The sequence below is a fragment of the Promicromonospora sp. NPDC023805 genome, from assembly GCF_040639635.1.
Taxonomy (GTDB): Bacteria; Actinomycetota; Actinomycetes; order Actinomycetales; family Cellulomonadaceae; genus Promicromonospora.
Genome location: NZ_JBFAAH010000025.1, coordinates 63540 through 88414 on the forward strand (window position 1 = coordinate 63540; position 24875 = coordinate 88414).

Below are 24875 nucleotides of genomic sequence, written 5' to 3' on the forward strand. Positions count from 1 at the left end.
TCAGTAGCGACGAGGACGAGGAAGGTTCACACCGATGTCGAGAGCTTTCCTCGGTGAACGGCGGCCGAACGCGCGGACACGATCGCGACGGCGAGGAGCAGAGTGCCGACCCCAGCGACACCCGCCGGGGTGATCGCCTCCCGGACCGCTCCGGAGAACACGCCGAGGCCGATGCTCATCGTGCTGTTCGACGCCGGAGTCACCAGCGGGATCAACACCAGGCCGGCGATCATGCCGGTCCACGGCACTGCCCAGATAGCCACGAACGTCGCGACTCCCGCAATCATCGCCATTGGTGCCAACCAACCGGTCAGCACCGCGGCCAGTCCACCCGTGTGGCCCCAGGCGGAGACCAGTACGGACGCGGCCGTCCCCGCGATCACGTCGAGGGCAAGCACGATCCCGATCCGTGCCATCACCACGACCTGCGGCCCCAGCGGCATCGACAGTGACACCGCGTCGGCACGGCTCGGCGACAGCGCCATCGTGACCGTCGCGGCCACGCCGAACAGCATCAGCGCGGAAAACCCTGACACCGCCGCCGACGCCCCCTGGCTGACGCCGAGGAAACGGGCGGCGAGCACCGCCATCGTCACCGTCACCAGCACGACCGGCGGCACCAGCCACGGCACCACCCGCAGCTGCGCCCACGCCAGCAGCCCGGCCAGGCGCAGGCTCCGACCCGCCGACCAGCGCGGTGCGGCAAGCGGTGACGGCTGTTCGGAGATCCGACGCTGGACCGCCCCGAACTCCGGTGGCTGCGGGCCGCGCTCGGCCTCCCACTGGCGCAGCACGTCGCGGACCCCCTCGCCCCGATTCTCGCTCGTCTCGCCTTCAGGCATCCTGCCTCCTCAGTTCCTCGCGCAGCAGCCCGCGTGCCCGCGACACCCGACTCTTGACAGTTCCGACCGGCACGCCGACCGCCTCGGCGATCTCCTCGTACGGCAGCTCGTGCAACCACGCCAACCGCACCACCTCGACCAGCCCTTCCGGAAGCGCATCGAGCGCATCCAGCACAGCGACCGTCTGGTCGGCCGCGATGACCAGCTCAGCGGGGCTGGGCTCCTCCGAAGGCACATCATTCGCCCGCGCGTCATCGAGAGGCACCTGTGGAAGACGTTTACGCCGGGTGTGCACATAGATCTGACGCCTTGCGATCCCGAGCAACCACGTGAGCACCTTTGCATCGCCCCGGAACGCGCGGGCAGAACGCCAGCAGCCCAACCAGACATCCGCGCTGACCTCCTCAGCGACTCCACGGTCCGAGACCCGGGCGAGGACGAAAGCGAACACGACCGATGCATAGCGCGCGTAGAGGCCTCTGAGCGCACGCTCGTCACCCTCACTGACCCGAGCCAGCAGACGATCATCAGTCTGCGTCTCAGCGTCCCGCGTCAACCACTTCACCTCGCTTTGTCGCTCCATCCGATGGCCACCATCAGATCAGTAGCGCCCAGGCACTTCAGGGTTCACTTCACTCCCGTCCTACCAGCACCACCTGACGGCTGAAGGAGCTCGAGGCGCACACAGAGCCGCAAGAACATTCGCAGAATGCGCAGCTGGCCGCCCGTCGCGCGCCCGAGCAGCTCTCGTTCAGCGCCACCGGCTCGCGACGAGCCCGAAACCAGTTGCGGCCCGGTGCGGGCATGGTGGTCGTGGAACTCGTCGAGTCGCTCCAGCTCCTTGCCGAGCGCGCGTCAGAACGTGCGGCCGCCTTTGCCACCCTCTCCAGGGCATGGAGGGCCGTTCTGATCTCCCTGGGCACGGGCACGGTGATGTTCGCGACGGCCGAGCCTGAGCGGCAGACGGCGCCCGCCCGGGTCAGCTTCCTGACCGGCGGCATCCTGCTGTCGACAGCGCTGCTCTTCCTGACCCTTCACCTGCTCGTCGGCTAGCTGTACGGACCGGGCACCGCGGCCGCCGGGGCCACGGCGCCCGCCAGCACTCAGCCGAGCAGCTTCACCACGGCGTCAGCGAGCTTGTCCTCGACGCCCGTGCCGTACTTCATCCAGAGCGACGGCTCGGTGAGCTCCAGCTCGATGACCATGGGGACGCCGTCATCGCCGGTGACCAGGTCGACACGCGCATAGGTGAACTCCGCACCGGTGGCCTCCCGGGCCACGGCGAGCGCCCGCTCCGCCACGTCGACCTGGGCGGGCGTGGCCTCGAACGAGGACTTCTCCTCCTCCGCGTAGAGCTCGCTGGTGTCCTCGGCGGGGCCGGTGAGCAGCGCGTTCTTGCGGACGGCGTGGGTGAGCTCGCCGTCGATGAAGATCAGGCACGTCTCACCGGCGGTGTCGACAGAGGTGACGTAGGGCTGGATCATGACCCAGCGGCCGTCGTCGAGCAGGCGGACGGCGTGCGAGATGGCCTTGGCCCGCGACTGCGCGGACACGGGCTGGTAGCGGCCCGTGTTCTTGGCGCCGGCACTGACGACGGGCTTGACCACGAAGTCGCCGAAGGCAGGCATACGGGTGTGCACGGCGCGCTTGGACAGGTGCCGCGCGGGGTCGAGCCAGATCGTGGGGATCACCGGGATCCCGGCGTCCTCGAGTACCCGGAGGTAGCGCTTGTCGGTGTTCCACTCGATGACGTCGGCGGAGTTGGCCACCTTGCGCAGCGAGCGCGCCCACGCGAGGAACTCGTCGTGACGCGGCGAGTAGTCCCAGGTGGAGCGGACCAGCACGAGGTCGTAGGCGGACCAGTCCACGGCGGGGTCGTCCCACACGGCGGGCTCGGCGGTCACGCCGCGCTGCGCCAGGGCGGCGATCAGCGGCACGTCGTCCGTGTCGAGGTCGGGCAGCTGGGAGCAGGTCGCGAGGGCTACGCGGGCATTGGTCACGCCCCGAGACTATCGGGACGGGTCAGGCCCGGTCCTGCGCCGAACGCCGCGGACGGAGCGGCGTAGGTCACACTGCGGGCTCGCGGCCGGGCGCTTCCTCGGGGACGTCGGCGGCGGCTTCCGAGGCGTCCTGGACGCCCGGCTCAGCCCCGGCGGCGTCCGCGGCCCGGCGCAGCGCACCGAGGATCCCGTCGGCGGTGAGCGAGCCGACGACGTCGCCCGACTCCCCCACGACCGGCACCCGGCCCATCGCGGAGCCGGGCAGCGCCGCGACCGCCTCGAACGCGTCGGTCAGGCGCGCGCCCAGCCGTACGGGCGCCGGCGCGGGCTGGACGATCCGCTCCGCGCCCTCCAGGTCGGCGGTCTGCACGCTGGCGAGGGCGAGCATGCGGGAGGCGGCGCCCTCGCCGGTGAAGTCCCGCACCCGGTCGGACGCCGGGTGCGCCAGTACCGCGAGCGGGCTCGCGACCTGCTCGAGCTTGCCGCCGCGGGTCAGCACGGCGATCCGGTCGCCGAGGCGTGCCGCCTCGTCGATGTCGTGCGTCACGAGGATCACGGTGGTCCCGGTCTCGCGCTGGATGCGCTGGAACTCCGCCTGCAGGTGCCGCCGGAACTCCGGGTCGACGGCGCCGAAGGGCTCGTCCATCAGCAGCACCGGCGGGTCGGTGGCCAGGGCGCGGGCCACGCCGATGCGCTGCCGCTCGCCGCCGGACAGCTCGTGGGGGTACCGCTTGGCGTACGTGGCGGCCGGCAGACCCACCAGGTCGAGCAGCTCGGCGACGCGCGCCCGCGTGCGCCTGCGGTCCCAGCCCAGCAGGGCGGGCACCGTCGAGATGTTCGCCTCGACCGTGCGGTGCGGGAACAGCCCGACGTTCTGGATCACGTAGCCGATGCGGCGCCGCAGCGCCACGGGGTCGGTGGTGGTGACGTCCTCGCCGTCGAGCAGGATCCTGCCCGACGTCGGTTCCACCAGGCGGTTCACCATGCGCAGCGTGGTGGACTTGCCGCAGCCCGACGGGCCGACCAGCGCGAGCACCTCGTGCTCGCGCACGGCGAGGCTCAGTCCTTCGACGGCGACGGTGCCGTCCCCGTACGCCTTGCGGACGGAATCCAGCTCGATCACGGTGCGGGCAGCCATGCCTGAGAACCTACCGGGTCGCACGCGGTAGGTTCTCAGGCATGCCCGGCAATCCCTGGTTCTCCTGGTCCTACGTGATCGACAACGCGCCCGTGCTGTGGCAGCGCACGGTCGAGCACGCGGGGCTGACCATCGAGGCCGTCGCGATCTCCGCGGCCATCGCCATCCCGCTGGGGGTGCTGGTCTCCCGGTTCCGCTGGCTGTCCGGGCCGGTCGTCGGCACGGCGGCCGTCATGTACACGGTGCCGTCCCTCGCGCTGTTCGCGATCCTGGCACCCGTGCTCGGGATCGGCCGCCCGCCCGTCCTGGTGGGCCTGGTGGTGTACGCGCTGCTCATCATCCTGCGCAACACGGTGGCCGGCCTCGCCACCGTGGACCCCGCGGTCCTCGACGCCGCCCGCGGCCTGGGCTACGGGTCCGGCAGGCTGCTCGTCCAGGTGGCCATGCCGAGCGCGCTGCCGAGCATCATCGCCGGTCTGCGGCTGGCCACGGTGTCCAGCGTCGCGCTGGTGACCGTCGGCGTCGTGGTCGGGTACGGCGGGCTGGGGCAGATCATGTTCCAGGGCTTCCGCAACAACTCCTACCGGGCCGAGATCATGACCGCCACGCTGGCGACGATCCTGCTCGCTCTCGTGCTGGACCTCGCCCTGTGGGCGGCCGGCAGGGCCGTTACTCCCTGGCTGCGCAGGAGGTCCTCATGAGCGCCCCCACCGGCGTCGTCGACGAAGCCCTCGTGTGGCTCAACGACCCACTGACCTGGACCGAGCCCGGTGGCGTGCTCGACCTGACCGGTGAGCACCTGGCGATGACCGCTATCGCCGTCGCGGTGGCGTCTGCCGTCGCGATCCCGGTCGGTGCCTGGCTCGGGCACAGCGGGCGGGGAGCCGGCCTCGTCGTCTGGCTCACCAACGCCTCCCGGGCGATGCCGACGCTCGGCATCATCCTGCTGCTCGCCGCAGGCGGGCTGTTCGGCAACTCCGCGGCCGTCATCGCCGCGGCATTCTTCGCGGTGCCCGTGCTGCTGGTGAACACCTACGAGGGCGTACGGGGCGCGGATCCCGACGCCCGCGACGCGGCGCGCGGCATGGGTATGAGCGACGGGCGCATCCTGCTGCAGGTCGAGCTGCCGCTCGCCACCACTCTCGTCGCCGCCGGGCTGCGCACCACCATCGTGCAGGTGGTCGCAACTATCCCGCTCGCGGCGCTGGTCGGCGGAGGCGGCCTGGGCCAGATCATCGCGCTCGGCATGGGCACGCAGCGGTACGGCGAGGTGCTCGCGGGCGGTGTGGTGGTCGCGGTGCTCTGCCTCGCGATCGACATGGTGCTGGCGATCGGGCAGCGTCTGGCCACGCCGGCCCCGCTGCGCGCGAATTCGCGCTAGGCCCGGACCGGAGCGAACCCGGCCGATGTAACGACATCCTCACGAGCGTGTCTATCCCTTGCCATAGTGGGCCGACCGGGGTCGAATGGGATCGATCGAAGCCGTAGAACAGTTGTACGTCACCCACGTTCGGAGACATCGATGAAGTTCCCCCGTACGCATCTATCCCTGCCCCGGGCGCTCGGCGCGGCAGTCGCCGTCGTCAGCCTCACCTTCCTCACCGCCTGCGGCGAACCGGGATCCGCCGGAGGGAGCGGCGGCGGCGGCACCTCGACGGGCGGCGCCGGCGTCGCTGCCTGCGAAGCGGTCCCCGGCGACGAGCTGGTGGTGCTCGACGACGACAAGCAGCTGCAGACAGTGGACAACATCATCCCGGCGATCAACGCGGCGGCCGTGGAGGGTGACGACACCCTCGTGCCGCTCCTCGACTCGGTCTCGGCAGCGCTCGACACCGACACGCTCATCAGCCTGAACAAGGCGGTGGACGTCGACCGCCGCACCTCCAAGGAGGTCGCGGAGGAGTTCGTGGCCGACGCCGGCCTCGATGCCCCCGAGCAGAGCGGCAGCGGCAAGATCGTCATCGGCGCCGCCGACTTCGCGGAGAGCGCCACGCTGGGCACCATCTATGCGACGGTGCTGAACGCCGCCGGGTACGAGGCCGAGGTCACCACCATCGGCAACCGTGAGACCTACCTCCCCGCGCTGGAGGACGGCAAGCAGGTCCAGATCATCCCCGAGTACGTGGGCACGCTCACCGAGTTCATCAACAAGGACGTCAACGGGGCCGAGGCCGAGGCCGAGGCCGTCGCCAGCAGCGACCTGGACGGCACCGTCGAGGCGCTCACCGGGCTCGGCGAGGAGGTCGGCCTCGTGTTCGGCCAGCCCTCCCCCGCGCAGGACCAGAACGCGTTCGCCGTGACCAAGGCCTTCGCGGACGAGCACGGCGTCACGTCGCTCAGCGAGCTCGCCGAGGCCTGTGGCGGCCTCGTGCTCGGCGGCCCGCCGGAGTGCACGGAGCGCCCGTTCTGCCAGCCGGGCCTCGAGGAGACCTACGGTCTGGAGTTCGCGGAGTTCCGCTCGCTCGACGCCGGCGGCCCGCTGACCAAGTCGGCGCTCCAGCAGGGTGAGGTCACCCTGGGTCTGGTCTTCAGCTCGGACGGCTCCCTGACCCCGACCAGCTGACCCGCCCGTCGTTGAGTGCTGGATATTTGCGCTTCGGATCGCCGTTTCAGCGCAAATATCCAGCACTCAACGGTCTACAGGCCGTAGGACTCCAGGAAGCGGAGCCAGACCTCGCTGACCGTCGGGTAGGCGGGGACCGCGTGCCAGAGGCGGTCGAGCGGCACCTCGCCGACGACGGCGATCGTCGCGGCGTGGAGCATCTCCCCGGCGTCGGGCCCCACGAAGGTGGCGCCCACCAGGACACGCCGCTGCGTGTCGACGAGCACCTGGGCGCGCCCCTTGTAGCCGGGCGCCTCCACGCTCGCGCCGGCCACCCAGGCCAGGTCGTACGACACGGCCTCCACCGGGATCCCCGCCGCGCGCGCCTCACGTTCGGTCGGTCCCACCCACGAGACCTGCGGCCGCGTGAACACGACCTGGACGCGCGCACTGTGGTCGGCGGTCGCGGCATACCGCGACCACGCCTTGCCCTCCTGCCCGACGGCGGGCTCCGGGTCACCGCTCGTGGGCGACCGGTCCCCCGCTTCCGTGCCGTACCGCGCGGCCACCACGTCCCCGACGATCCGCGCCTGGTACTTGCCCTGATGGGTGGTCGGCGCGCGGCCGGTCACGTCGCCGCAGGCGTACAGCCAGCCGCCCGGCACGCCGGTGACCTGCAACGACTCGTCGACGACGAGGGCGCCGCCGCGGCCGAGCCCGGACTCGTCCAGACCCACGCTCTCGATACCCAGGTCGGCGGTGCGCGGCACCCGGCCGGTGGCCACGAGGATCTCGGCGGCGGTGATCGTGCCGCCGTCCGCAAGGGTGACGGTCACCGGGCCGGAGGCCCCGTCCTCCGCACCGACGCCGGGGCGCTCGACCGAGGCCACCTCGGCGCCGGTGCGGACGTCCACGCCCAGCGCGGTCAACGACTCCGCGACCATCTCGCCGGCGAACGGCTCGGCGGCGGACAGCAGCCCGCCGCGCGACAGCAGCGTCACCTGCGCGCCGAGGTCCGCGTACGCGTTGGCCATCTCGACGCCGACCACCCCGCCGCCGACGACCACCAGCGACTCGGGGACGGTGTCCGCCGCCGTCGCCTCGCGGCTCGACCAGGGTGCGGCCTCCGCCAGCCCGGGAGCGCCGGGCAGGACGGGGACGCTGCCGGTCGCGACGATCACCGCATGCCGGGCGCGCAGGAGCCGCTTCGCCGGGGTCTCTCCCGTCTCCGCCTCCCCGAGGCCGCTGTCCGCTCCGCCCTGCGCCTCGCTGTCCGAGCCCGCAGGCACAGTGACCTCGACGAGCCGCTCCCCGGCCAGCCGCCCGTGCCCGCGCACCAGCGTCAGGCCTGCGCTCTCGACCCAGGAGACCTGCCCGGAGTCGTCCCAGTTGCTGGTGATCTCGTCGCGCCGGGCGAAGACGGCAGCGACGTCGGGCGCACCCGGATCCCGCAGGCCGGGAGTCTCCTTGGCCAGGGCGCGCACCGCGCCCGCCCGCAGCAGCACCTTGGACGGCATGCAGGCCCAGTACGAGCACTCACCGCCCACCAGCTCGGACTCGACCAGGGCAACGGACAGGCCGGTGCGCGAGGCCCGGTCGGCGGCGTTCTCACCGACCGGGCCACCACCGATCACTACGACGTCGAATGTCTCCTCAGGAATGCTCATGCCGTCATCGTGGCCTCCCGGCGGCCCGGTCGCCAGACGGCTCGACGCGTCAGGCCAGCCCGGCCTTGCGCAGTGCATCCGCCATCGCGGTGTCGGCAGGTGCGGGGCGCCCGCGGCCACCCTGACCGCCCTGGCCCGGGCCACCCTGCCCTCGCCCGTTCCGGCCGCGGCCCTCGCCGCCACCCGGACGTCCGCCGCGCTGACCGCCACCCTGGCCACCGGAGCCCTGCCCGCCCTCTCCGCCGGAGCGAGAGCCACCCGAGGTGCGGCCGCCGGTCACGCCGATCTCGTCGTCCAGGCGCAACGAGAGGGCGATCCGCTTGCGCGGCAGGTCGACGTCCATGACCTTGACCTTGACGATGTCGCCCGACTTCACGACCTCGCGCGGGTCGCTCACGAAGTTCTTCGACATCGCCGAGACGTGCACGAGGCCGTCCTGGTGCACGCCGACGTCGACGAACGCGCCGAACGCCGCGACGTTGGTGACCTGGCCCTCCAGGACCATGCCCGGCACCAGGTCGCCCAGCTTCTCGACACCGTCCGCGAAGGACGCCGTGACGAACGCGGGACGCGGGTCACGGCCGGGCTTCTCCAGCTCGGCGAAGATGTCGGTGACCGTGGGCAGACCGAACGTCTCGTCGACGAAGTCGGTGGGCTTGAGCGTGCGCAGCGCGCTCCCGTTGCCGATGAGGGCCTTCACGTCAGCGCCCACCGATGTCACGATGCGGCGCGCCAGCGGGTACGCCTCGGGGTGCACCGACGACGCGTCCAGCGGCTCGTCGCCGCCCGAGACCTTGAGGAAGCCCGCGCACTGCTCGAACGCCTTGGGGCCCAGCCGCGGCACCTTCTTGAGCGCCGCACGCGACGTGTACGGGCCGTTGGCGTCCCGGTGGGCGACGATGTTCTCCGCGAGCGTCGAGGTGATGCCGGAGACGCGCGACAGCAGCGGCACCGACGCGGTGTTGAGGTCGACGCCCACGCCGTTCACGCAGTCCTCGACCACCGCGTCCAGCGACCGCGAGAGCTTGGTCTCGGTGATGTCGTGCTGGTACTGGCCGACGCCTATCGACTTGGGGTCGATCTTCACGAGCTCGGCGAGCGGGTCCTGGAGGCGGCGCGCGATGGACACCGCGCCGCGGATGGAGACGTCGAGGTCGGGGAGCTCCGCGCTCGCGTAGGCGGACGCCGAGTACACGGACGCCCCCGCCTCCGAGACGATGGCCTTGGTCAGGCCGAGCTCCGGAGCCTTCTTCATGAGGTCGGCGGCCAGGCGCTCGGTCTCGCGCGAGGCCGTCCCGTTGCCGATCGCCACGAGGTCGACGTCGTGCTTCTTGGCCAGGGTGGCGAGCTTCGCGAGCGACTCGTCCCAGCGGTTCGCCGGCGCGTGCGGGTAGATGGTCGCGTACTCGACCACCTTGCCCGTCGCGTCGACGACGGCGACCTTGACGCCGGTGCGCAGGCCCGGGTCGAGGCCCATCGTGGCCCGCGTGCCTGCCGGTGCGGCGAGCATCAGGTCACGGAGGTTGGCCGCGAAGACGCGGACCGCCTCGTCCTCCGCCTCGGAACGCAGCCGCAGCCGCACGTCGATGCCGAGGTGCACGAGGATCTTGGTGCGCCAGGCCCAGCGCACGGTGTCGGCGAGCCAGCGATCGCCCGGGCGGCCCTGGTTCGCGATGTCGAACTGGTGCGCGATGGTCGCCTCGTAGGACGTCGGCACGCCTGCCTCGATGCCCTCCTCCGGCTCGATCGTCAGGTCCAGCACGTCCTCCTTCTCGCCCCGGAAGAGGGCGAGCACCCGGTGCGACGGCAGACTGGACAGCGACTCGGCGAAGTCGAAGTAGTCCGAGAACTTCGCGCCCTTCTCCTCCGTGCCGTCGCGGACGGTGGACAGCATGCGGCCGCGCTTCCAGAGCCGCTCCCGCAGCGTGCCGATCAGGTCGGCGTCCTCACCCATGCGCTCCACGAGGATCGAGCGGGCACCGTCGAGCGCCGCCGCCGTGTCCGCGATGCCCTTGTCGGCGTCGACGTAGGGGCCGGCAGCCGTCGTCGGGTCGAGCGACGCGTCGCCGAGCAGCGCGAGGGCGAGCGGCTCCAGGCCGGCCTCCCGCGCGATCTGCGCCTTGGTGCGCCGCTTCGGCTTGTACGGGAGGTAGATGTCCTCGAGGCGCGACTTGGTCTCCGCCGACAGGATCTGGGCGCGCAGCTCGTCCGTGAGCTTGCCCTGCTCCTCCACCGACGACAGGATCGCCGCGCGCCGCTCCTCCAGCTCGCGCAGGTACCGCAGCCGCTCCTCGAGCGTGCGCAGCTGCGCATCGTCGAGCGTGCCGGTGACCTCCTTGCGGTAGCGGGCGATGAACGGCACCGTCGCGCCGCCGTCGAGCAGGTCGACCGCCGCCGTTACCTGCCCCTCACGAACACCCAGCTCCTCGGCGATCCGCCGATTGATACTTGCCACTTGTCCCTTACCTCACTTCTAGAAGGTCGGGACAGATTGTGCCTGGCACCACTGACACTTGTCGCATCCACGGTGCGTGTCAGACAGCCGGATCATGATGACGACCTGAGAGCCCCTCGCACGAACCGCTGCAAGCCCGACGCGGGTCGGCACACAAGAGATCAGAACCTCGCCGCAGGCGCTCCCGCGCCGGGCATCCCCAGGAGGAACGGTGCAGCGTCCCAGCCCCACCCGTCGTCGTACCAAACCTCGTACGCGTCCACACCGTCGAAGCGCTCACCGCCGTACGACGACTACCGCAGCGATGGCCGCAACGGCGGCCCTCGCGCTGACCGCCTGCGGCCCGGCCGCCGACGAAGGGCTTGAGCGCTCGGACGCGGAGCGTATGTTCATCGCCGTCGCCGACGCGCCCGAGATCGCCGGCGCCGCTCTCGCCACCGAGGAGCTGGGTCTGCACGCGCTGCGTGCGTCCACCGAACCGGAGGAGAACGCCCTCGTCTCCCCCGCGTCCCTCTCGTTCGCCCTGGCGCTGCTCGCCGAGGGTGCCTACGGCGAGACCGGCGTGGCACTGGACGAGGCGCTCGGCGCCTCGGACGACGACCGCACGTCGGCCTACAACGCCCTCCAGGGCGCGCTCCTGGAGCACGACGGAGACCCGGCCGTCGCGCAGGACGACGAGCTGCCCGAGGACCCGGTGCTGCATCTGGCGAACCAGGCGGTGCTCGACGACGAGCTCGAGGTCGATCCGGACTACCTCGACCGCATCGCCACGTCGTTCGACGCCGGGGTCCAGCGCACCGACCTCGGGAGCGATACGGGCAAGAAGGTCCTGGACGCCTGGGTGAACCACCACACCGGCGGCCTGATCGAGAAGTCGGCGATCGAACCCGACCCGAAGCTGAGCCTCGTCCTGCAGAACGCCGTGCTGCTCGCGGCGCGCTGGGAGACCCCGTTCGCGGAGTACTCGACCTCCGACGAGGACTTCACCGGCCCGTCCGGGACCGAGCCCACCGAGATGCTGCACGCCTCGGAGAGCTACGCCTACACAGAGAGCGACAGCGGGTGGGCCGCCGTCCGGCTGCCCTTTGTGGAAGCCTTCCACGCGGACATCCTGCTGCCTCCGGTCGGTACCGACCCCGCGGACGTCACGCCCGACACCCTGACTGACCTCGCCGCCGCGCTCGACACCGCGACGCCGCGGCCCGTCGACCTGATGATGCCGACCCTGGAGCTCGACCCGCCCACCCTGGACCTGGCCCCGGCGCTGGAGGAGGCGGGCCTCGGCGGGCTGTACGACGCCCCCGACCTGACCGGTATCACGAACATCGCGAACCTCCAGGTGAGCCAGGTGATGCAGCAGGCCTACCTGAGCCTGGACGAGGCGGGCACGGTCGCGGCAGCCGTCACCGAGATCGCCGCGGAAACGACCGGCGCCATGCCCACCGAAATCCCGGTGTGGATGCCGGTGGACCGTCCCTACCTGCTGCGGATCGCTCATACCGAGACGAAGCTTCCCCTCTTCCTGGCGGCGGTGCGCAGCCCGCAGCACTGACCGTCGACCGACCATTGACCCGGGCATCCGGCCGCCAGTAGCGTGCGCAGCGAACGGGTGAAAGCGCACTCCCTGCGGCCGGATCCCCCGAGCACGAGGAGGTGCTTCCGTGGCGTTGTCCTTCCTCGACCGCGAGCACACGGTGGCCAGGCCCGGCTACAGCAGATGGCTCATCCCGCCGGCGGCGCTCGCCATCCACCTGTGCATCGGCCAGGCGTACGCGACCAGCGTCTACAAGAGCGCGCTGGTCGCGCACTTCGAGTCGAGCCTGACGGCGATCGGCGTCATCTTCTCCATAGCGATAGTCATGCTCGGGCTCTCGGCAGCGGTGCTGGGGACCTGGGTGGAGCGTGCGGGCCCCCGGGCCGCGATGTTCGCGTCGGCCTCCTTCTGGGCCTCCGGGTTCCTCGTCGGCGCGCTGGGCATCGCGACGTCGCAGCTGTGGCTCGTGTATCTGGGGTACGGCGTCATCGGCGGCATCGGGCTTGGCATCGGCTACATCTCGCCGGTGTCCACGCTGATCAAGTGGTTCCCGGACCGGCCGGGACTGGCCACCGGCATGGCGATCATGGGCTTCGGTGGTGGCGCGCTGGTCGCCTCGCCGCTCTCGCGCCAGCTCATGGCGTTCTACGACAGCGGCTACGACCCCTCCGACCCCACCTCCGTGGCCTCCGGCAGCGCCGTCACCTCGCTCTTCGTGACGCTGGGCATCGTGTACTTCCTCGTGATGATGCTCGGCGCCTTCACGGTGAAGGTCCCGCCGCCCGGCTGGGCGCCCGCGGGGTTCGACGCCGGTGCGGTGGCCGCCAAGCCGATGGTGTCGGCCGCGAACGTCTCGGCGGCGAACGCGATAAGGACCCCGCAGTTCTGGTTCCTGTGGACCGTCCTGTTCTGCAACGTGACGGCAGGCATCGGCATCCTCGAGCAGGCCTCGCCGATGATCCAGGACTTCTTCCGTGACGGCGGCACCTCGTCCGTCGCGCCGACGACGGCGGCAGGCTTCGTCGCGTTCCTGTCCCTGTTCAACATGGCGGGCCGCTTCGTGTGGTCGTCGACGTCCGACTACATAGGCCGCAAGCCGACGTACGTCATGTACCTGGGCGTCGGGATGGTCCTGTACCTGCTCCTTGCGACCGTTGGACACCTCTCCACGGTCATCTTCGTGCTCGTCGCCGCGGTGATCCTCTCGTTCTACGGCGGCGGCTTCGCCACGGTCCCCGCATACCTGCGTGACCTGTTCGGCACGTTCCAGGTGGGCGCCATCCACGGCCGCCTGCTCACCGCGTGGTCCGCCGCCGGTATCGCCGGCCCGCTGATCATCAACGGGTTCCTCGACGCCCAGGGAACGCCCGGCGAGCTGGTCGCCGCCGACTACCGGCCCGCGCTGTTCACCATGGTCGCCGTGCTCGCGGTCGGCTTCGTCGCCAACATCCTGGTCCGCCCCGTGGCGGCACGGTTCCACGAGGCGCCGAGCCGCGCCGACGCGTTCTCCGAGGGAAAGGCGTGACCATGCCGGAACAGACCGTGACGCAGGCCGGAGATCCGGCCCCGGAGCCGACGTCGAACCAGGTCCCGCGCCTGGTCGTCACCTGGCTCGTGGTGACCGTCCCGCTGGCCTACGGCCTCTTCCAGACGGTCCGGAGCGTCATCCCGCTCTTCACGAGCTGACCGTCGGGCCTGCGGCCCTGACTCGCCGTACCGGGTACCGCGAGTCAGGGCCGCAGGCCCCGTCCGCACCACCGCCCGAGCGGGCGGCGACGCCGCTCACGTCGCCCTTCCCGCCTCCAGCGCACCGCGCACCGCGGCGAGGACCCGCGCGAGGTGCGCGAGGTCGCCGTCGGACACCCCCGTGCCGTGCAGCACCGCTGCCACCTCCTGGTCGAGCGTCGGCAGCACCTCGTCCAGGATCTGCTGCCCGGCAGGCGTGAGCGCGAGGAACGACGAGCGGCCGTCCTCCGGGTTGGCGGCCCGGTGCACCAGGCCGTCGCGCACCTGCCGCTCGACCCCCTTGCTCGCCGCGCCCACCGTGATGCCGAGGCGCCGGACCACGTCCGAGACCCGGCAGTCGGGAACCTCGGCGATCACGCGGAGCAGGTCGATCCGGCCCAGCCCGTGGCCGTGCAGGCTCCGCAGCCGGGCGTCGAGCAGGGTGTAGAGCCGCACCTCGACGCGGACGAGATCGTCGAGCAGCCGCGCGCCGGCGAATCTCACCTCCGGCGGAATAGATTCCCGGGAATCTTGTTTGGCTTCCATGGAATCTATCTTCGGGCATGGAGGAAACATGGACCAGAAATCGCTCGCCGAGCTCCGCACCTTCTACGCATCGTTTGGTCAGATGCCGCTGCCGGAGGGCACCCTCGTGTCGGAGACCGCGCTCGGGGGCGTCCCCGCGCTCGACGTCGCCGTACCGTCCGTCGCCGACGACGCCGGTGTGCTGCTCTACCTGCACGGCGGCGGCTACGTGATCGGTTCCGCCGGTACCGGCGTCCCGCTGACCGCCGCGCTCGCCGCACGCGCCGGGCTACGCGCGCTGTCCCTCGACTACCGGATCGCCCCCGAGCACCTGTTCCCTGCGGCCGTCGACGACGCGCTGGCCGCCTACCGGGCGCTGCTCGACGACAACGACCCGGCACGCGTGGTTCTCGCGGGCGACTCCGCGGGCGGCGGTCTCGTCCTCGCGACACTGCTGGCCGCGCGGGACGCCGGGCTGCCGCTGCCCGCCGGGGTCGTCGCGTTCTCCGGCTGGTTCGACCTGACGACGTCCGGCGCCAGCCTCACCGGCAAGGAGAGCGTCGACCCGGTGTTCGACGCCGCCGACATCAAGGAGTACGCGAACGAGTACCTGCCGGAGGGCGCCGACCCCAGCAATCCGCTCGCGAGCCCGCTGCTGGGAGACCTGCGCGGCCTGCCGCCGCTCCTGCTCCAGGTCGGCTCGTACGAGGTGCTGCTCGACGACTCCACGGGCCTCGCCGCCCGCGCCGCTGCCGCGGACGTGGAGGTCACGCTCGAGGTCTACCCGGGGAACGCGCACGTGTTCCAGCACCACCACGGCACCGAGCCGGCGGCAGCGCGAGCGATGGACAGTGCGGCGGCATTCCTCGTCCGCCTGCTCGGGAAGGACCGCGGTCCGGCGGATCAGACCACCCGGTCCGCCCACGTGTAGACGTTCATCGAGTCGCCGCGCACGAAGCCGAGCAGGGTCAGGCCGCACTCGTCGGCGAGGTCAACGGCCAGCGTGGACGGCGCGGAGATCGCGGACAGCACCGGGATACCGGCCCGAGCGGCCTTCTGCACCAGCTCGAACGACGCCCGCCCGCTGACCTGGAGGATCGTCCCGGCAGCGGGCAGGGCGCCGTCGCGTAGCGCCGCGCCGACCACCTTGTCGACGGCGTTGTGCCGGCCGACGTCCTCGCGGACGTAGAGGGGCTCGCCGTCGGCGGTGAACAGGCCTGCCGCGTGCAGGCCGCCGGTCCGGTCGAAGGCGCGCTGGCGCTCGCGCAGCAGGTCGGGCAGAGACGCGATCATGTCCGCCGAGACGGACACCGGATCCTTCGCGACCGGCCAGCGCAGCCCGGCCCGCACCTCCACCACCGTGTCCGACCCGCAGACCCCGCACGCGCTCGTCGTCGCGAAGGCCCGCTGCCGCGGTGGCTCGACGCCGCGCGCGAGCGCCACCTCGACGGTGTTGTCCTCGTCGGGGCACAGCCGCATCGCCACTATGTCGTCCGGCGCGCCCACCGCCCCCTCCGAGACCAGCCAGCCGGCCACCAGGTCGAAGTCGTCGCCCGGCGTGCGCATCGTCAGTGTCAGCGCGCTGCTGCCCGACGCCGGGCCACCGGCCGGCGTCGTCCCGCCCGGGGCCGGCCCGGGGTCGACCAGGCGCACCATGAGCGGTTCCTCGACGGCGAGCGTGTCCGGACGTGTCGCACGTGCGCCCGCACGGACGCGGACGACGCGCCGCCGATCGGTGACGACTCCCATGCCGCCATCCTCGCACCCGCACCGACCGAGATATCCACCACGCGGAAGACCTGGCGACAACTCGGGTGCCTCGGGCAATTCACCCGTAGTTTCGTGGAGCGCCGGCCGCATGAGGTTCAGACTCGGTCCGCAGGGGGAACCAGCAGCCAGCGATGGAGCGACTCATGGACAGACTCGTACCGATCACCAGGCTCGCGATGTCAGCGGTCGCATGCACCGGCCTGCTCGTGGCACCTCTGGCGGCCGTCTCGGCCTCCGCGGCGCCAAGGGCACCCACGGCGCAGGCAGCAGAGCCCATACCCTCCGAGATCCTGGCGACACCGGAGGATCTCGCCGACCTCGGCACCGTCAGCGACGTCGCGCTCGCGGGGGACTCCGTGCTCGTGGAGGTCGCGACCCCGGCCGGCCCGCACGTCTACCACCGCCCGCTGGCGGGTGGCGAGTGGTCGGACTCCTGGGGCGGCCACGTCCTGGCCGGGGACCTCCTGGCGGCGGAGAACGATGTCGTCCATCTCGCCGCGGGCGGCACCGAGGTCCTCGCCTGGTCCCGCGACGGCGGCGGCAGCCGCGAGGTGCCGCTGGGCACCGTGCTCGGCCACGGCGCGGAATGGGTCGTCTACCCCGTCGAGCACACGCCGGTCGACAGGCTGTTCACGCAGCCGGTCACCGGCGGCGACGAGGTCTGGATCGGCGAGCCGAGCGACGGCTACGGCCCCATCGACCCGGCCCTCGGCTACGCGCTGGACGGCGACCGCGCCTTCGTGGCGCACGGCATCGACTGGGAGCCCGAGCTGGGCACCGAGACGTGGTCCTACCCGGCCGCCCAGGGCAACGACGCGGTCTCCTCCGGCGGTGAGGCGTGCCGTTCCATCCCGGGCGCCGGCACCGTCGAGGTCGCCGACGCCTTCGGCCGGTTCGCCCTCATGGCGTGCACGGACGGCGGCGCGGCGCTCACGCTCGACGACCAGAAGGTCTACGCCCACATCCCGGTGTCGGCAGGCCTGCGGACGAAGGACCTGTCGCTGGGCGCCGGGTTCGTGCTCGGCCGGTCGACGTCGGACGGCCAGCTCCTCGTGGTTCCATACCTGGGCGGCACCGCGGGCACGCTGAGCCCGACCGACGCCTTCGACCTGGACGACGCCGGCACCGCCGTCGCCTTCGTGGACCAGGCCCAGAACGTGCGCCTCGCGAGCGACCTGCAGGAGTGGTCGTCCGATCCGGCGACGGAGATCGTCGACGACGCGGCGCCCGTCGTCGGCGCGCCGGTCCACCGCTACCTCGGGACGACCGCTAACGGTTCCGTCGAGTTCGAGGTGGAGGCGTTCGGCACGGACCGGGCGACCCCGCCGTTCCGCGCGACGGGCGTGGCGGAGCACGACTACCGCTACCGCCTGCGCCCCGCCGGCTCGACCGAGTTCGGTGACTACGCGCCCGTCGACGGCCAGCCGTACCCCGCAGGCGCGACGGTCTGCTGGTCCGCGACGGCGACCGACGTCGCAGGGAACGTGAGCCAGTGGTCGGCCGAGACCTGCACCACCGCCGAGCGTCCCGCCCTGGACCCGACGTACCTGCCGGAGTGGCCCACGGCCGCCGACATGACCGAGAACACCGGCGTGAACACCGTGTCGCCGACGTACTCCTGGGGCACGACGGACCAGACGGTCACCGCCTACCAGGTGGGGCACTGGCTCGCCCGGGGCACGAACGTCTCGCTCCCCGCGACGCAGACCCTGTCCGCCGACACCGGTTCGGCGAGCTACGTGCTCAACGAGGGTGACCAGCGCTGCCTGCGCCTGCGCGCGCAGGACCCGGCGGGGTGGAGCCCCTGGACCGGCTGGTCGTGCTCGGCCGCGCCCATGGGCACCGACACGATGAACGGCGGCAACAGCACCGGCCCGTACTCGCACTACGCGAGCCCGGACAAGGGCCTGTACTCGGCGCAGCAGATCGCCGGGAAGTCCGCCCGCGTGAAGGTGCACACCGGTCCGTCGTACGGGGTCGTGCGGGTGTACATCGGGACGACGCTCCTTGGCTCCTTCGACGCGTACTCGGCGACCAACGGCGTCCAGTACGTGACCTTCGACGGGACCGCGCGCGTCATCGGCAACCTGCGTGTCGCCGCTGCTGACAAGTACATCCGGGTCGGGGAGATCTACCTGATCCGCTGACCCTGCCGGAGGGGACGGGCCGCGCCGACACGACGTCCGCCCCCTCCCGCGGCCGGGTGAGTCCGGCGTAGGGTCGCAGATGTGACTGACGTGAGCGACGAAGCCCGCACCGACGCCCCCGAGAAGAGCCTGCGCGTCGGGCCCCCGAAGAGCAGTGCGGCAGGTGTGCCCGGGGTGGTCCATGGCCTGGCCCACGTCTTCGGGGAGGCGGGGGTCGCGAGCGGCCTGCGGACGCTCCCCCTGCTCAACCAGCACGGCGGCTTCGACTGCCCCGGCTGCGCGTGGCCCGAGCCCGGCAAGCCGCACCTCGCCGAGTTCTGCGAGAACGGCGCCAAGGCGGTCGCCGAGGAGTCCACCCGCAAGCGCGCGGACGCTGCGTTCTTCGCCGAGCACCCGATCTCCGAGCTCGCGACCTGGACCGACCACCGGCTGGGCAAGTCCGGCCGCCTCACCGAGCCGATGCTGCGCGAGGAGGGTTCCGACCACTACCGGCCCGTGCCCTGGGCCGAGGCCCTCGACCTGGTCGCGGCCGAGCTCCGCGGCCTCGACTCGCCGGACCAGGCCGCGTTCTACACGTCGGGCCGCACCAGCAACGAGGCAGCGTTCGTCTACCAGTTGCTCGCGCGCAAGCTCGGCACGAACAACCTGCCGGACTGCTCGAACATGTGCCACGAGTCCTCCGGCACCGCCCTGGTCGAGACGCTGGGCATCGGCAAGGGCAGCGTGTCGCTGGAGGACATCACCGACCACGCCGACCTGATCGTCGTCGTCGGGCAGAATCCCGGGACCAACCACCCGCGCATGCTCAGCGCGCTCGAGGAGGCCAAGGACCGCGGCGCGCGGATCGTGGCCATCAACCCGCTGCCCGAGGCCGGGCTGCAGACCTTCAAGAACCCGCAGCGGGTGCGCGGTGTCGTCGGGCCGGGCACGAAGCTCGCCGACCGGTTCCTCCAGGTCCGCCTCGCCGGCGACCTGGCCCTGTTCCAGGCGGTCAACCGCCTGCTCCTGGAGGCGGACGACGACTCACGCACGGCCGGGCACAAGGGTGTGCTGGACCACGAGTTCATCGCCGAGCACACCTCGGGCTTCGCCGACGCAGCGGCCGCGTGGCGCCGGCTGGACTGGGCCGACGTCTCCGCTGCGACCGGCCTGGACCGGTCGGAGATCGAGGACTTCGTGGGCGACGTGCTCGCCGCCGACAAGATCATCGTCTGCTGGGCGATGGGCCTCACCCAGCACAAGCAGGCGGTCGCGACGATCCGTGAGGTCGTGAGCTTCCTCCTGCTGCGCGGGAACGTCGGCCGCCCGGGTGCGGGCGCCTGCCCGGTACGCGGCCACAGCAACGTGCAGGGCGACCGCACCATGGGCATCTGGGAACGGCCGACAGAGGCGTTCCTCGACGCGCTGGCCACGGAGTTCGACTTCGAGCCACCGCGCGCCCACGGGTACGACGTCGTCGACACTGTCCGGGCCCTGCGCGACGGGCAGCTCAAAGTCTTCATGGCGGTGGGCGGCAACTTCGCCGCAGCCACCCCGGACAGCGCCGTCACGGAGGCCGCGCTGCGCGACGTACCGCTCACGGTGCACGTCTCGACCAAGCTGAACCGCTCGCACGTCCTGCCCGGCAAGCGGTCCCTGATCCTGCCCTGCCTGGGGCGCACCGAGCAGGACCGCACGGGCGGCCGCGAGCAGGTGGTGACCGTCGAGGACTCGATGAGCGTCGTGCACACGTCCCGGGGGCGCCTGAACCCGGCGTCCGAGCACCTGCGCAGCGAGACCGCCATCCTCTGCGACCTCGCCCGCCGGGTGCTCGGCCCCGAGGACGAGACACCCTGGGAGGAGTTCGGCGGCGACTACTCGCGCGTCCGCGACTCGATCTCGCGCGTGGTGCCCGGTTTCGAGGACTTCGAGCGGCGGGTCGCAGAGCCCGGCGGCTTCGTGCTGCCGCACCCGCCACGTGACGCCCGCCTGTTCCCGACGACGACCGGCAAGGCGAACTTCACGGTCAACGAGCTCGAGGTAGTCCAGGTCCCCGAGGGCCGCCTGCTGCTCCAGACCGTCCGCTCCCACGACCAGTTCAACACCACCGTCTACGGCCTCGACGACCGGTACCGCGGCATCAAGGGCGGACGGCGCGTCGTGTTCGTGCGTCCCGAGGACCTCACGGCCCTCGGCTTCGCCGACGGCGACACGGTGGACCTGGTCAGCGAGTGGCCGACGGCGGGCGGCACGGTCGAGGAGCGCCGGGCAGAGGGATTCCGGATCGTCGCCTTCCCGACAGCCAGCGGCTGCGCGGCGGCCTACTTCCCGGAGACCAACGTGCTGGTCCCCCTGGACCACACGGCGGACCGCAGCAACACCCCGGCCTCCAAGTCGGTGGTCATCCGCCTGGACCGCCCCACCCGTTGAGCGCTGGTCAGGGGGCTAGGCGGAACACCGGCCAGGCCAGCTCCGTGCGCCACGCGGGCGCGTCGGGGGTGTCGGCCGGCGTGACGAGGTAGGCCTCGCGCACCGGACCCGTCCACCCCCAGGGCGTGGTCGACCACCCACGCGCCGAGCCGCCCGTACGTGACGTCGACGATCGCCCCCTGAAACAGCTGAGTGCTGGGTATTTGTGCGATCCGGCCTTCTGATCGCACAAATACCCAGCACTCAACGAGGGTGGTTCAGGCCGTCAGTGCGCGGTCGCCTTCTCGGCGCCCGCGCCCGTGAGGGAGCGGACCTCCATCTCGGCGTACTTCTCGGGGTGCGACCGCTCCTTGCTCAGGTACGTGCCGACGATGCCGAGCACGAACGCGAGCGGGATGGTCACGATGCCCGGGTTGTCGAGCGGGAACCAGTGGAAGTCGATGGCCGGGTTGCTGATCATCGACTTGCTGAGCCCGGTGACCGGGTCGGCGGGCTTGCCCGACACGACCGGCGAGAAGATGATCAGGATGATCGTCGAGCTCAGGCCGCCGTAGATGCTCCACAGCGCGCCGGACGTGTTGAACCGCTTCCAGAACAGCGAGTAGATGATCGTCGGCAGGTTCGCCGACGCCGCGACGCAGAACGCCAGCGCCACGAGGAACGCGATGTTCTGCCCGTTGGCGAAGATGCCGCCGATGATCGCGATGATGCCGATCACGACCACCGTCCAGCGGGCCACCTTGACCTCGCCGTCCGGCGCCACCTGACCCTTCTTGATGATCGAGGCGTAGATGTCGTGCGCGAAGCTCGTCGCCGCCGTGATCGTCAGGCCGGCCACCACCGCGAGGATGGTCGCGAACGCGACCGCCGCGATGATGCCGAGCAGGATCTCGCCGCCGAGCTCGAACGCGAGCAGCGGGGCCGCGGAGTTCTGCCCGCCGGGTGCCGCGAGGATCCGCTCAGGACCGACGAGCGCCGCGGCGCCGTAGCCGAGCACCAGGGTGAACAGGTAGAAGATGCCGATCAGCCAGATCGCCACGACCACTGACTTCCGGGCCTCCTTGGCGGAGGGCACCGTGTAGAAGCGCGTGAGCACGTGCGGCAGACCCGCGGTGCCGAGCACCAGGGCCAGCGCGAGGGACAGGAAGTCGAGCTGCGACAGTGCCGTCGCGCCGTACTGCAGACCCGGCTCGAGGATGGCCGCACCCTTGTCGCCGGCGTTGTCCACGGCCCCCTGCATGACTGCCGACAGGTTGAAGCCGAAGATCGCGAGCACCCAGATCGTCATGACGCCGGCGCCCAGGATGAGCAGCGTCGCCTTGATGATCTGTACCCACGTGGTGCCCTTCATGCCGCCCACCAGCACGTACATGATCATGATGGCGCCGACGATCGCGATGACGAGGCCCTGGCCCGCCTTGTCGGTGATGCCGAGCAGGAGCGCGACGAGCCCGCCGGCGCCGGCCATCTGGGCCAGCAGGTAGAAGAACACCACGGCCAGCGTGGAGATCGCCGCGGCCAGGCGGATCGGGCGCTGCTTGAGCCGGAACGACAGCACGTCGGCCATCGTGAACTTGCCGGTGTTCCGCAGCAGCTCGGCGACCAGCAGCAGGGCCACGAGCCAGGCCACGAGGAAGCCGATCGAGTAAAGGAAGCCGTCGTAGCCGTTGACGGCGATGGCGCCCGCGATACCCAGGAAGCTCGCCGCGGACAGGTAGTCGCCCGCGATGGCCGTGCCGTTCTGCGTACCGGTGAAGTTGCGCCCGCCGGCGTAGAAGTCGGCGGCGCTCTTGTTCTGCCGGGACACCCGGAAGACGATGATCAGCGTGACGAGGACGAACGCGGCGAAGATGCCGATGTTGATCCAGATGTTGCCGACGTTCGTCGCCGCTGCCGCGGCCATGACGGTCCCGTTCACAGCGCGCCCTCCTCGATCTCTTCGCGCAGGGCCTTGGCCCGGGCGTCGAACTTGTTGTTCGCCCACCGCGCGTAGAGCGTGGTGATCACGAAGGTGGACACGAACTGCAGCAGCCCGAAGACGAGACCGATCGTGAAGTTGCCGCCCACGCGGATGCTCATGAAGTCGTGTGCGTACGTGCTCATGAGCACGTACAGGAGATACCAGACGAGAAACAGTGCGGTCATCGGGAAGACGAAGTTCCGGAATGCCTTGCGCAGGCTCTGGAACTCTTCCGATCTTTCCACGCGCTGATAATCGGTTTCTGTCGGGCCTGAAGCCCCTACGTCACTCATGACGCCTCCATTGGCTCATGGGGGCGCGCGCCTAGCCCGCGACCCGGTGCGCACTTCGCACCTGGGCCCAATGTGCCGCACTTCACATGCTGGGGGCAAACAGATCACACGGTGGATTTCCGGACTTGACCAAGTCGTTATATTTCGCGGAGTCCATGTAGAGATCTCGAAAACGGACAGGTCAGGGCAGTGCCCCCACGGTGCCGAATCAGCGCCGCACGTACTCCAGGTCGGCGATCTCCCGTCCGGCCTGGTGAGCCTTGCGTTCGAACCCGGTGAGCACGCGCCGCTTGAACCGCGGGGCCGCACCGCCGGGCTCGTGCACGTTGGTGAGGTCGGCATCCGCCTCCAGCACCTCGACCATCTGCTCGGCGTACTCCGCCCAGTCGGTCGCGAGCCGCAGCGTCCCGCCCGGCCGCAGCACCCGGGCCGCGAGCGCCGCGAACTCCGCGGTGACCAGGCGGCGCTTGTGGTGGCGTGCCTTGTGCCAGGGGTCGGGAAAGAAGACCCACAGCTCGTCCACGGATCCAGCCGGGAGCGTGGTCTCGAGGAGCTCCGCCGCGTTGGCCTGGACGAGCCGCAGGTTCGGCAGCCCGTCCTGGCCAAGGGCCGCTCCGGCCCGCTCGGCACGTGCGATCGTGTGGGCGAGCCCCGGCTGGTAGACCTCCACGGCGAGGTAGTCACGTGCGGGGTCGGTGGTGGCCGCCTCGACCACTGCGTCGCCGAGGCCCGAGCCGATCTCGACGACGAGCGGGGCCCGGCGTCCGAAGACCGCCTCGACGTCGAGCACGAACTCCGGGTCCACCGAGGTGCGCGCGACCGCCCGCGGCACGTCCACCAGGTAGGTGCCGTGCCGCTCGGCCCACATCCGCTTCTGCTTGTCCGTGAGCCGGCCGGACCGCCGCACGAACGACACCGGTTTGGTCCGGAACCCCGCCAGCTCGGGCCGGTCCGCGGCGTCGGGCTGGTGGGCGGCGTCGGGCTGGGGAGGTACGGGCTGGCTCACGGGTAGAGCGTACGAGGTGGCGGCCGAGCGTTGCGTATCCGCAAGGATTCGGGACTCGCCGCGCACGCCCCCGGGGGCAGGCGGCAACCTGGGGCGGACGCCCGGACCACCCAGCGAAGTCAGGACCGATCATGCTCGCCGCCGCACCCGCCATCGACGTATGGCAGCAATACCATATAGAGATGGCTCTCAAGCGGACCACCGTCTACCTCGACGAGAACGACCTACGTGACCTCAAGATCGCGGCTGCCCGCCGCGGCGTCAGCGAGGCTGAGATCATTCGCGAGGGCGTCCGGCACGCCCTCCTTCGCAATCGCGTCTGGGACGAGCCGGTCAACTTTCCACTCGTCTCGAGCGGCGACCCGACCTTTGCATCGCGAACCGACGAGATTCTGAAGTCGATAGATACGGAGCCCGATACCGAATGATCGTCGTGGCCGACACCTCAGGCATCATCGCCTCGGTCGATACCGACGCTCCGGAACACGAAGGCGCCCGCTCCGTGATCGACCATGCGAGCACTGTCCTTGTTCCACCTCTCGTCCTTGCCGAACTGGATCACCTCGTCACAGAACGGTTCGGCCGACACATTGCCGGCGGTCTGATGGACGAGATCGTCCGGCAGGCGGAGTCCGGACGATTCATCGTCCCTCCGCTGACCGCCGAGCACCTACGCGCGGCACGTGCCGTACAGGTCCGGTACGACGATCTCGGCCTTGACCTCGCCGATGCCGTCATCACCGTCATCGCGCACGAGAACTACACGAACGCGATCCTGACCCTCGACCGCCGGGATTTCCGGACCGTCCGCCCGCTCACCGAGGACAAGACGTTCCGCGTTCTCCCCGACGACAGCTGAGCG

The 24875-nt window shown here is 71.0% G+C and carries 23 protein-coding genes; 12 read left to right on the forward strand and 11 right to left on the reverse strand.

The features are described from left to right. Nucleotides 1–26: 26 nt before the first annotated feature. Both AB0F70_RS21670 and AB0F70_RS21675 read right to left on the reverse strand, forming a co-directional pair. Nucleotides 27–842, reverse strand: coding sequence for a hypothetical protein (locus AB0F70_RS21670; RefSeq protein ID WP_357453124.1), 816 nt, complete (start codon nt 840–842; stop codon nt 27–29). After that, on the reverse strand, nt 835–1425 hold the full coding sequence (locus tag AB0F70_RS21675; protein WP_357453127.1) for a sigma-70 family RNA polymerase sigma factor: 591 nt from the start codon (nt 1423–1425) through the stop codon (nt 835–837). The genes AB0F70_RS21670 and AB0F70_RS21675 overlap by 8 nt, the downstream gene beginning before the upstream one ends. 230 nt (nt 1426–1655) lie before the next feature. Here AB0F70_RS21675 and AB0F70_RS21680 point away from each other — a divergent pair, with 230 nt between their 5' ends. Continuing rightward, nucleotides 1656–1895, forward strand: a complete 240-nt coding sequence (locus tag AB0F70_RS21680) for a hypothetical protein (RefSeq protein WP_357453132.1) — start codon at nt 1656–1658, stop codon at nt 1893–1895. 50 nt (nt 1896–1945) lie between these two features. Here AB0F70_RS21680 and AB0F70_RS21685 read toward each other — a convergent pair whose 3' ends face one another. Continuing rightward, the gene (locus tag AB0F70_RS21685; RefSeq protein ID WP_357453134.1) at nt 1946–2842 is read right to left on the reverse strand and encodes a hypothetical protein; all 897 of its coding nucleotides are present in this window, start codon (nt 2840–2842) and stop codon (nt 1946–1948) included. 67 nt (nt 2843–2909) lie between these two features. Continuing rightward, nucleotides 2910–3980, reverse strand: a complete 1071-nt coding sequence (locus tag AB0F70_RS21690; RefSeq protein ID WP_357453137.1) for an ATP-binding cassette domain-containing protein — start codon at nt 3978–3980, stop codon at nt 2910–2912. 41 nt (nt 3981–4021) lie between these two features. Here AB0F70_RS21690 and AB0F70_RS21695 point away from each other — a divergent pair, with 41 nt between their 5' ends. The 3 genes from AB0F70_RS21695 (at nt 4022) to AB0F70_RS21705 (ending at nt 6543) form a co-directional block, all read left to right on the forward strand. Then, the gene (locus AB0F70_RS21695; protein ID WP_357453140.1) at nt 4022–4681 is read left to right on the forward strand and encodes an ABC transporter permease; all 660 of its coding nucleotides are present in this window, start codon (nt 4022–4024) and stop codon (nt 4679–4681) included. Continuing rightward, entirely contained in the window at nt 4678–5361 is a 684-nt protein-coding gene (locus AB0F70_RS21700; protein ID WP_357453143.1) for an ABC transporter permease subunit, read from the forward strand. Before AB0F70_RS21695 ends, AB0F70_RS21700 begins: the two co-directional genes overlap by 4 nt. 141 nt (nt 5362–5502) lie before the next feature. Next, on the forward strand, nt 5503–6543 hold the full coding sequence (locus tag AB0F70_RS21705) for a glycine betaine ABC transporter substrate-binding protein (protein ID WP_357453146.1): 1041 nt from the start codon (nt 5503–5505) through the stop codon (nt 6541–6543). A gap of 74 nt (nt 6544–6617) precedes the next feature. Here AB0F70_RS21705 and AB0F70_RS21710 read toward each other — a convergent pair whose 3' ends face one another. Both AB0F70_RS21710 and AB0F70_RS21715 read right to left on the reverse strand, forming a co-directional pair. Further along, complete coding sequence (locus tag AB0F70_RS21710; RefSeq protein WP_357453149.1) at nt 6618–8189, reverse strand: NAD(P)/FAD-dependent oxidoreductase; 1572 nt, start codon at nt 8187–8189, stop codon at nt 6618–6620. A gap of 49 nt (nt 8190–8238) precedes the next feature. After that, on the reverse strand, nt 8239–10644 hold the full coding sequence (locus AB0F70_RS21715; protein WP_357453152.1) for a Tex family protein: 2406 nt from the start codon (nt 10642–10644) through the stop codon (nt 8239–8241). Between the two features lie 304 nt (nt 10645–10948). Between AB0F70_RS21715 and AB0F70_RS21720 the strand changes: the two genes are divergently transcribed. The 3 genes from AB0F70_RS21720 to AB0F70_RS21730 all read left to right on the forward strand — a co-directional run bounded on the left by AB0F70_RS21720 (nt 10949) and on the right by AB0F70_RS21730 (nt 13864). Then, on the forward strand, nt 10949–12196 hold the full coding sequence (locus AB0F70_RS21720) for a serpin family protein (protein ID WP_357453155.1): 1248 nt from the start codon (nt 10949–10951) through the stop codon (nt 12194–12196). Nucleotides 12197–12311: 115 nt separating this feature from the next. After that, nucleotides 12312–13703 carry an OFA family MFS transporter gene (locus tag AB0F70_RS21725; RefSeq protein WP_357453216.1) on the forward strand — a complete coding sequence of 464 codons (1392 nt, stop codon included), beginning with the start codon at nt 12312–12314 and terminating at the stop codon, nt 13701–13703. A gap of 2 nt (nt 13704–13705) precedes the next feature. Further along, a complete protein-coding gene (locus AB0F70_RS21730) occupies nt 13706–13864 on the forward strand; it encodes a hypothetical protein (protein ID WP_357453158.1) in 159 nt (52 codons plus the stop codon). A 96-nt stretch (nt 13865–13960) separates the two neighbouring features. Here AB0F70_RS21730 and AB0F70_RS21735 read toward each other — a convergent pair whose 3' ends face one another. After that, entirely contained in the window at nt 13961–14407 is a 447-nt protein-coding gene (locus tag AB0F70_RS21735; RefSeq protein ID WP_357453161.1) for a MarR family winged helix-turn-helix transcriptional regulator, read from the reverse strand. 70 nt (nt 14408–14477) lie between these two features. On the opposite strand from AB0F70_RS21735, the gene AB0F70_RS21740 reads away from it, so the two are divergent. Beyond that, on the forward strand, nt 14478–15359 hold the full coding sequence (locus AB0F70_RS21740; RefSeq protein WP_357453164.1) for an alpha/beta hydrolase: 882 nt from the start codon (nt 14478–14480) through the stop codon (nt 15357–15359). Here AB0F70_RS21740 and fdhD read toward each other — a convergent pair. Further along, on the reverse strand, nt 15332–16177 hold the full coding sequence (gene fdhD, locus AB0F70_RS21745) for a formate dehydrogenase accessory sulfurtransferase FdhD (protein ID WP_357453167.1): 846 nt from the start codon (nt 16175–16177) through the stop codon (nt 15332–15334). The genes AB0F70_RS21740 and fdhD overlap by 28 nt on opposite strands. Before the next feature lie 164 nt (nt 16178–16341). Here fdhD and AB0F70_RS21750 point away from each other — a divergent pair, with 164 nt between their 5' ends. After that, the gene (locus tag AB0F70_RS21750; RefSeq protein ID WP_357453170.1) at nt 16342–18345 is read left to right on the forward strand and encodes a hypothetical protein; all 2004 of its coding nucleotides are present in this window, start codon (nt 16342–16344) and stop codon (nt 18343–18345) included. A gap of 90 nt (nt 18346–18435) precedes the next feature. Then, entirely contained in the window at nt 18436–20754 is a 2319-nt protein-coding gene (locus AB0F70_RS21755; protein WP_357453219.1) for an FdhF/YdeP family oxidoreductase, read from the forward strand. Between the two features lie 265 nt (nt 20755–21019). Here the strand turns inward: AB0F70_RS21755 and AB0F70_RS21760 are convergent, their stop codons facing one another. The 3 genes from AB0F70_RS21760 to trmB form a co-directional block, all read right to left on the reverse strand. Beyond that, entirely contained in the window at nt 21020–22657 is a 1638-nt protein-coding gene (locus AB0F70_RS21760; RefSeq protein ID WP_357453222.1) for a cation acetate symporter, read from the reverse strand. 11 nt (nt 22658–22668) lie between these two features. After that, nucleotides 22669–23007, reverse strand: a complete 339-nt coding sequence (locus AB0F70_RS21765; protein WP_357453173.1) for a DUF485 domain-containing protein — start codon at nt 23005–23007, stop codon at nt 22669–22671. A 208-nt stretch (nt 23008–23215) separates the two neighbouring features. Continuing rightward, a complete protein-coding gene (gene trmB / locus AB0F70_RS21770; protein ID WP_357453226.1) occupies nt 23216–23947 on the reverse strand; it encodes a tRNA (guanosine(46)-N7)-methyltransferase TrmB in 732 nt (243 codons plus the stop codon). Between the two features lie 197 nt (nt 23948–24144). Between trmB and AB0F70_RS21775 the strand changes: the two genes are divergently transcribed. Both AB0F70_RS21775 and AB0F70_RS21780 read left to right on the forward strand, forming a co-directional pair. Then, a complete protein-coding gene (locus tag AB0F70_RS21775) occupies nt 24145–24441 on the forward strand; it encodes a CopG family transcriptional regulator (RefSeq protein ID WP_357453177.1) in 297 nt (98 codons plus the stop codon). After that, nucleotides 24438–24872 carry a PIN domain-containing protein gene (locus AB0F70_RS21780; protein WP_357453180.1) on the forward strand — a complete coding sequence of 145 codons (435 nt, stop codon included), beginning with the start codon at nt 24438–24440 and terminating at the stop codon, nt 24870–24872. The genes AB0F70_RS21775 and AB0F70_RS21780 overlap by 4 nt, the downstream gene beginning before the upstream one ends. The last annotated feature ends 3 nt before the right edge of the window (nt 24873–24875 follow it).

Bases quoted from the DNA above. Each gene is read 5' to 3' on its own strand.
- AB0F70_RS21670 (WP_357453124.1), bottom strand. From the start codon at position 842: ATGCCTGAAGGCGAGACGAGCGAGAATCGGGGCGAGGGGGTCCGCGAC.
- AB0F70_RS21675 (WP_357453127.1), bottom strand. From the start codon at position 1,425: ATGGAGCGACAAAGCGAGGTGAAGTGGTTGACGCGGGACGCTGAGACG.
- AB0F70_RS21690 (WP_357453137.1), bottom strand. From the start codon at position 3,980: ATGGCTGCCCGCACCGTGATCGAGCTGGATTCCGTCCGCAAGGCGTAC.
- AB0F70_RS21695 (WP_357453140.1), top strand. From the start codon at position 4,022: ATGCCCGGCAATCCCTGGTTCTCCTGGTCCTACGTGATCGACAACGCG.
- AB0F70_RS21700 (WP_357453143.1), top strand. From the start codon at position 4,678: ATGAGCGCCCCCACCGGCGTCGTCGACGAAGCCCTCGTGTGGCTCAAC.
- AB0F70_RS21705 (WP_357453146.1), top strand. From the start codon at position 5,503: ATGAAGTTCCCCCGTACGCATCTATCCCTGCCCCGGGCGCTCGGCGCG.
- AB0F70_RS21710 (WP_357453149.1), bottom strand. From the start codon at position 8,189: ATGAGCATTCCTGAGGAGACATTCGACGTCGTAGTGATCGGTGGTGGC.
- AB0F70_RS21720 (WP_357453155.1), top strand. From the start codon at position 10,949: ATGGCCGCAACGGCGGCCCTCGCGCTGACCGCCTGCGGCCCGGCCGCC.
- AB0F70_RS21730 (WP_357453158.1), top strand. From the start codon at position 13,706: ATGCCGGAACAGACCGTGACGCAGGCCGGAGATCCGGCCCCGGAGCCG.
- AB0F70_RS21740 (WP_357453164.1), top strand. From the start codon at position 14,478: ATGGACCAGAAATCGCTCGCCGAGCTCCGCACCTTCTACGCATCGTTT.
- fdhD (WP_357453167.1), bottom strand. From the start codon at position 16,177: ATGGGAGTCGTCACCGATCGGCGGCGCGTCGTCCGCGTCCGTGCGGGC.
- AB0F70_RS21750 (WP_357453170.1), top strand. From the start codon at position 16,342: ATGGACAGACTCGTACCGATCACCAGGCTCGCGATGTCAGCGGTCGCA.
- AB0F70_RS21760 (WP_357453222.1), bottom strand. From the start codon at position 22,657: ATGGCCGCGGCAGCGGCGACGAACGTCGGCAACATCTGGATCAACATC.
- AB0F70_RS21765 (WP_357453173.1), bottom strand. From the start codon at position 23,007: ATGAGTGACGTAGGGGCTTCAGGCCCGACAGAAACCGATTATCAGCGC.
- AB0F70_RS21775 (WP_357453177.1), top strand. From the start codon at position 24,145: ATGCTCGCCGCCGCACCCGCCATCGACGTATGGCAGCAATACCATATA.
- AB0F70_RS21780 (WP_357453180.1), top strand. From the start codon at position 24,438: ATGATCGTCGTGGCCGACACCTCAGGCATCATCGCCTCGGTCGATACC.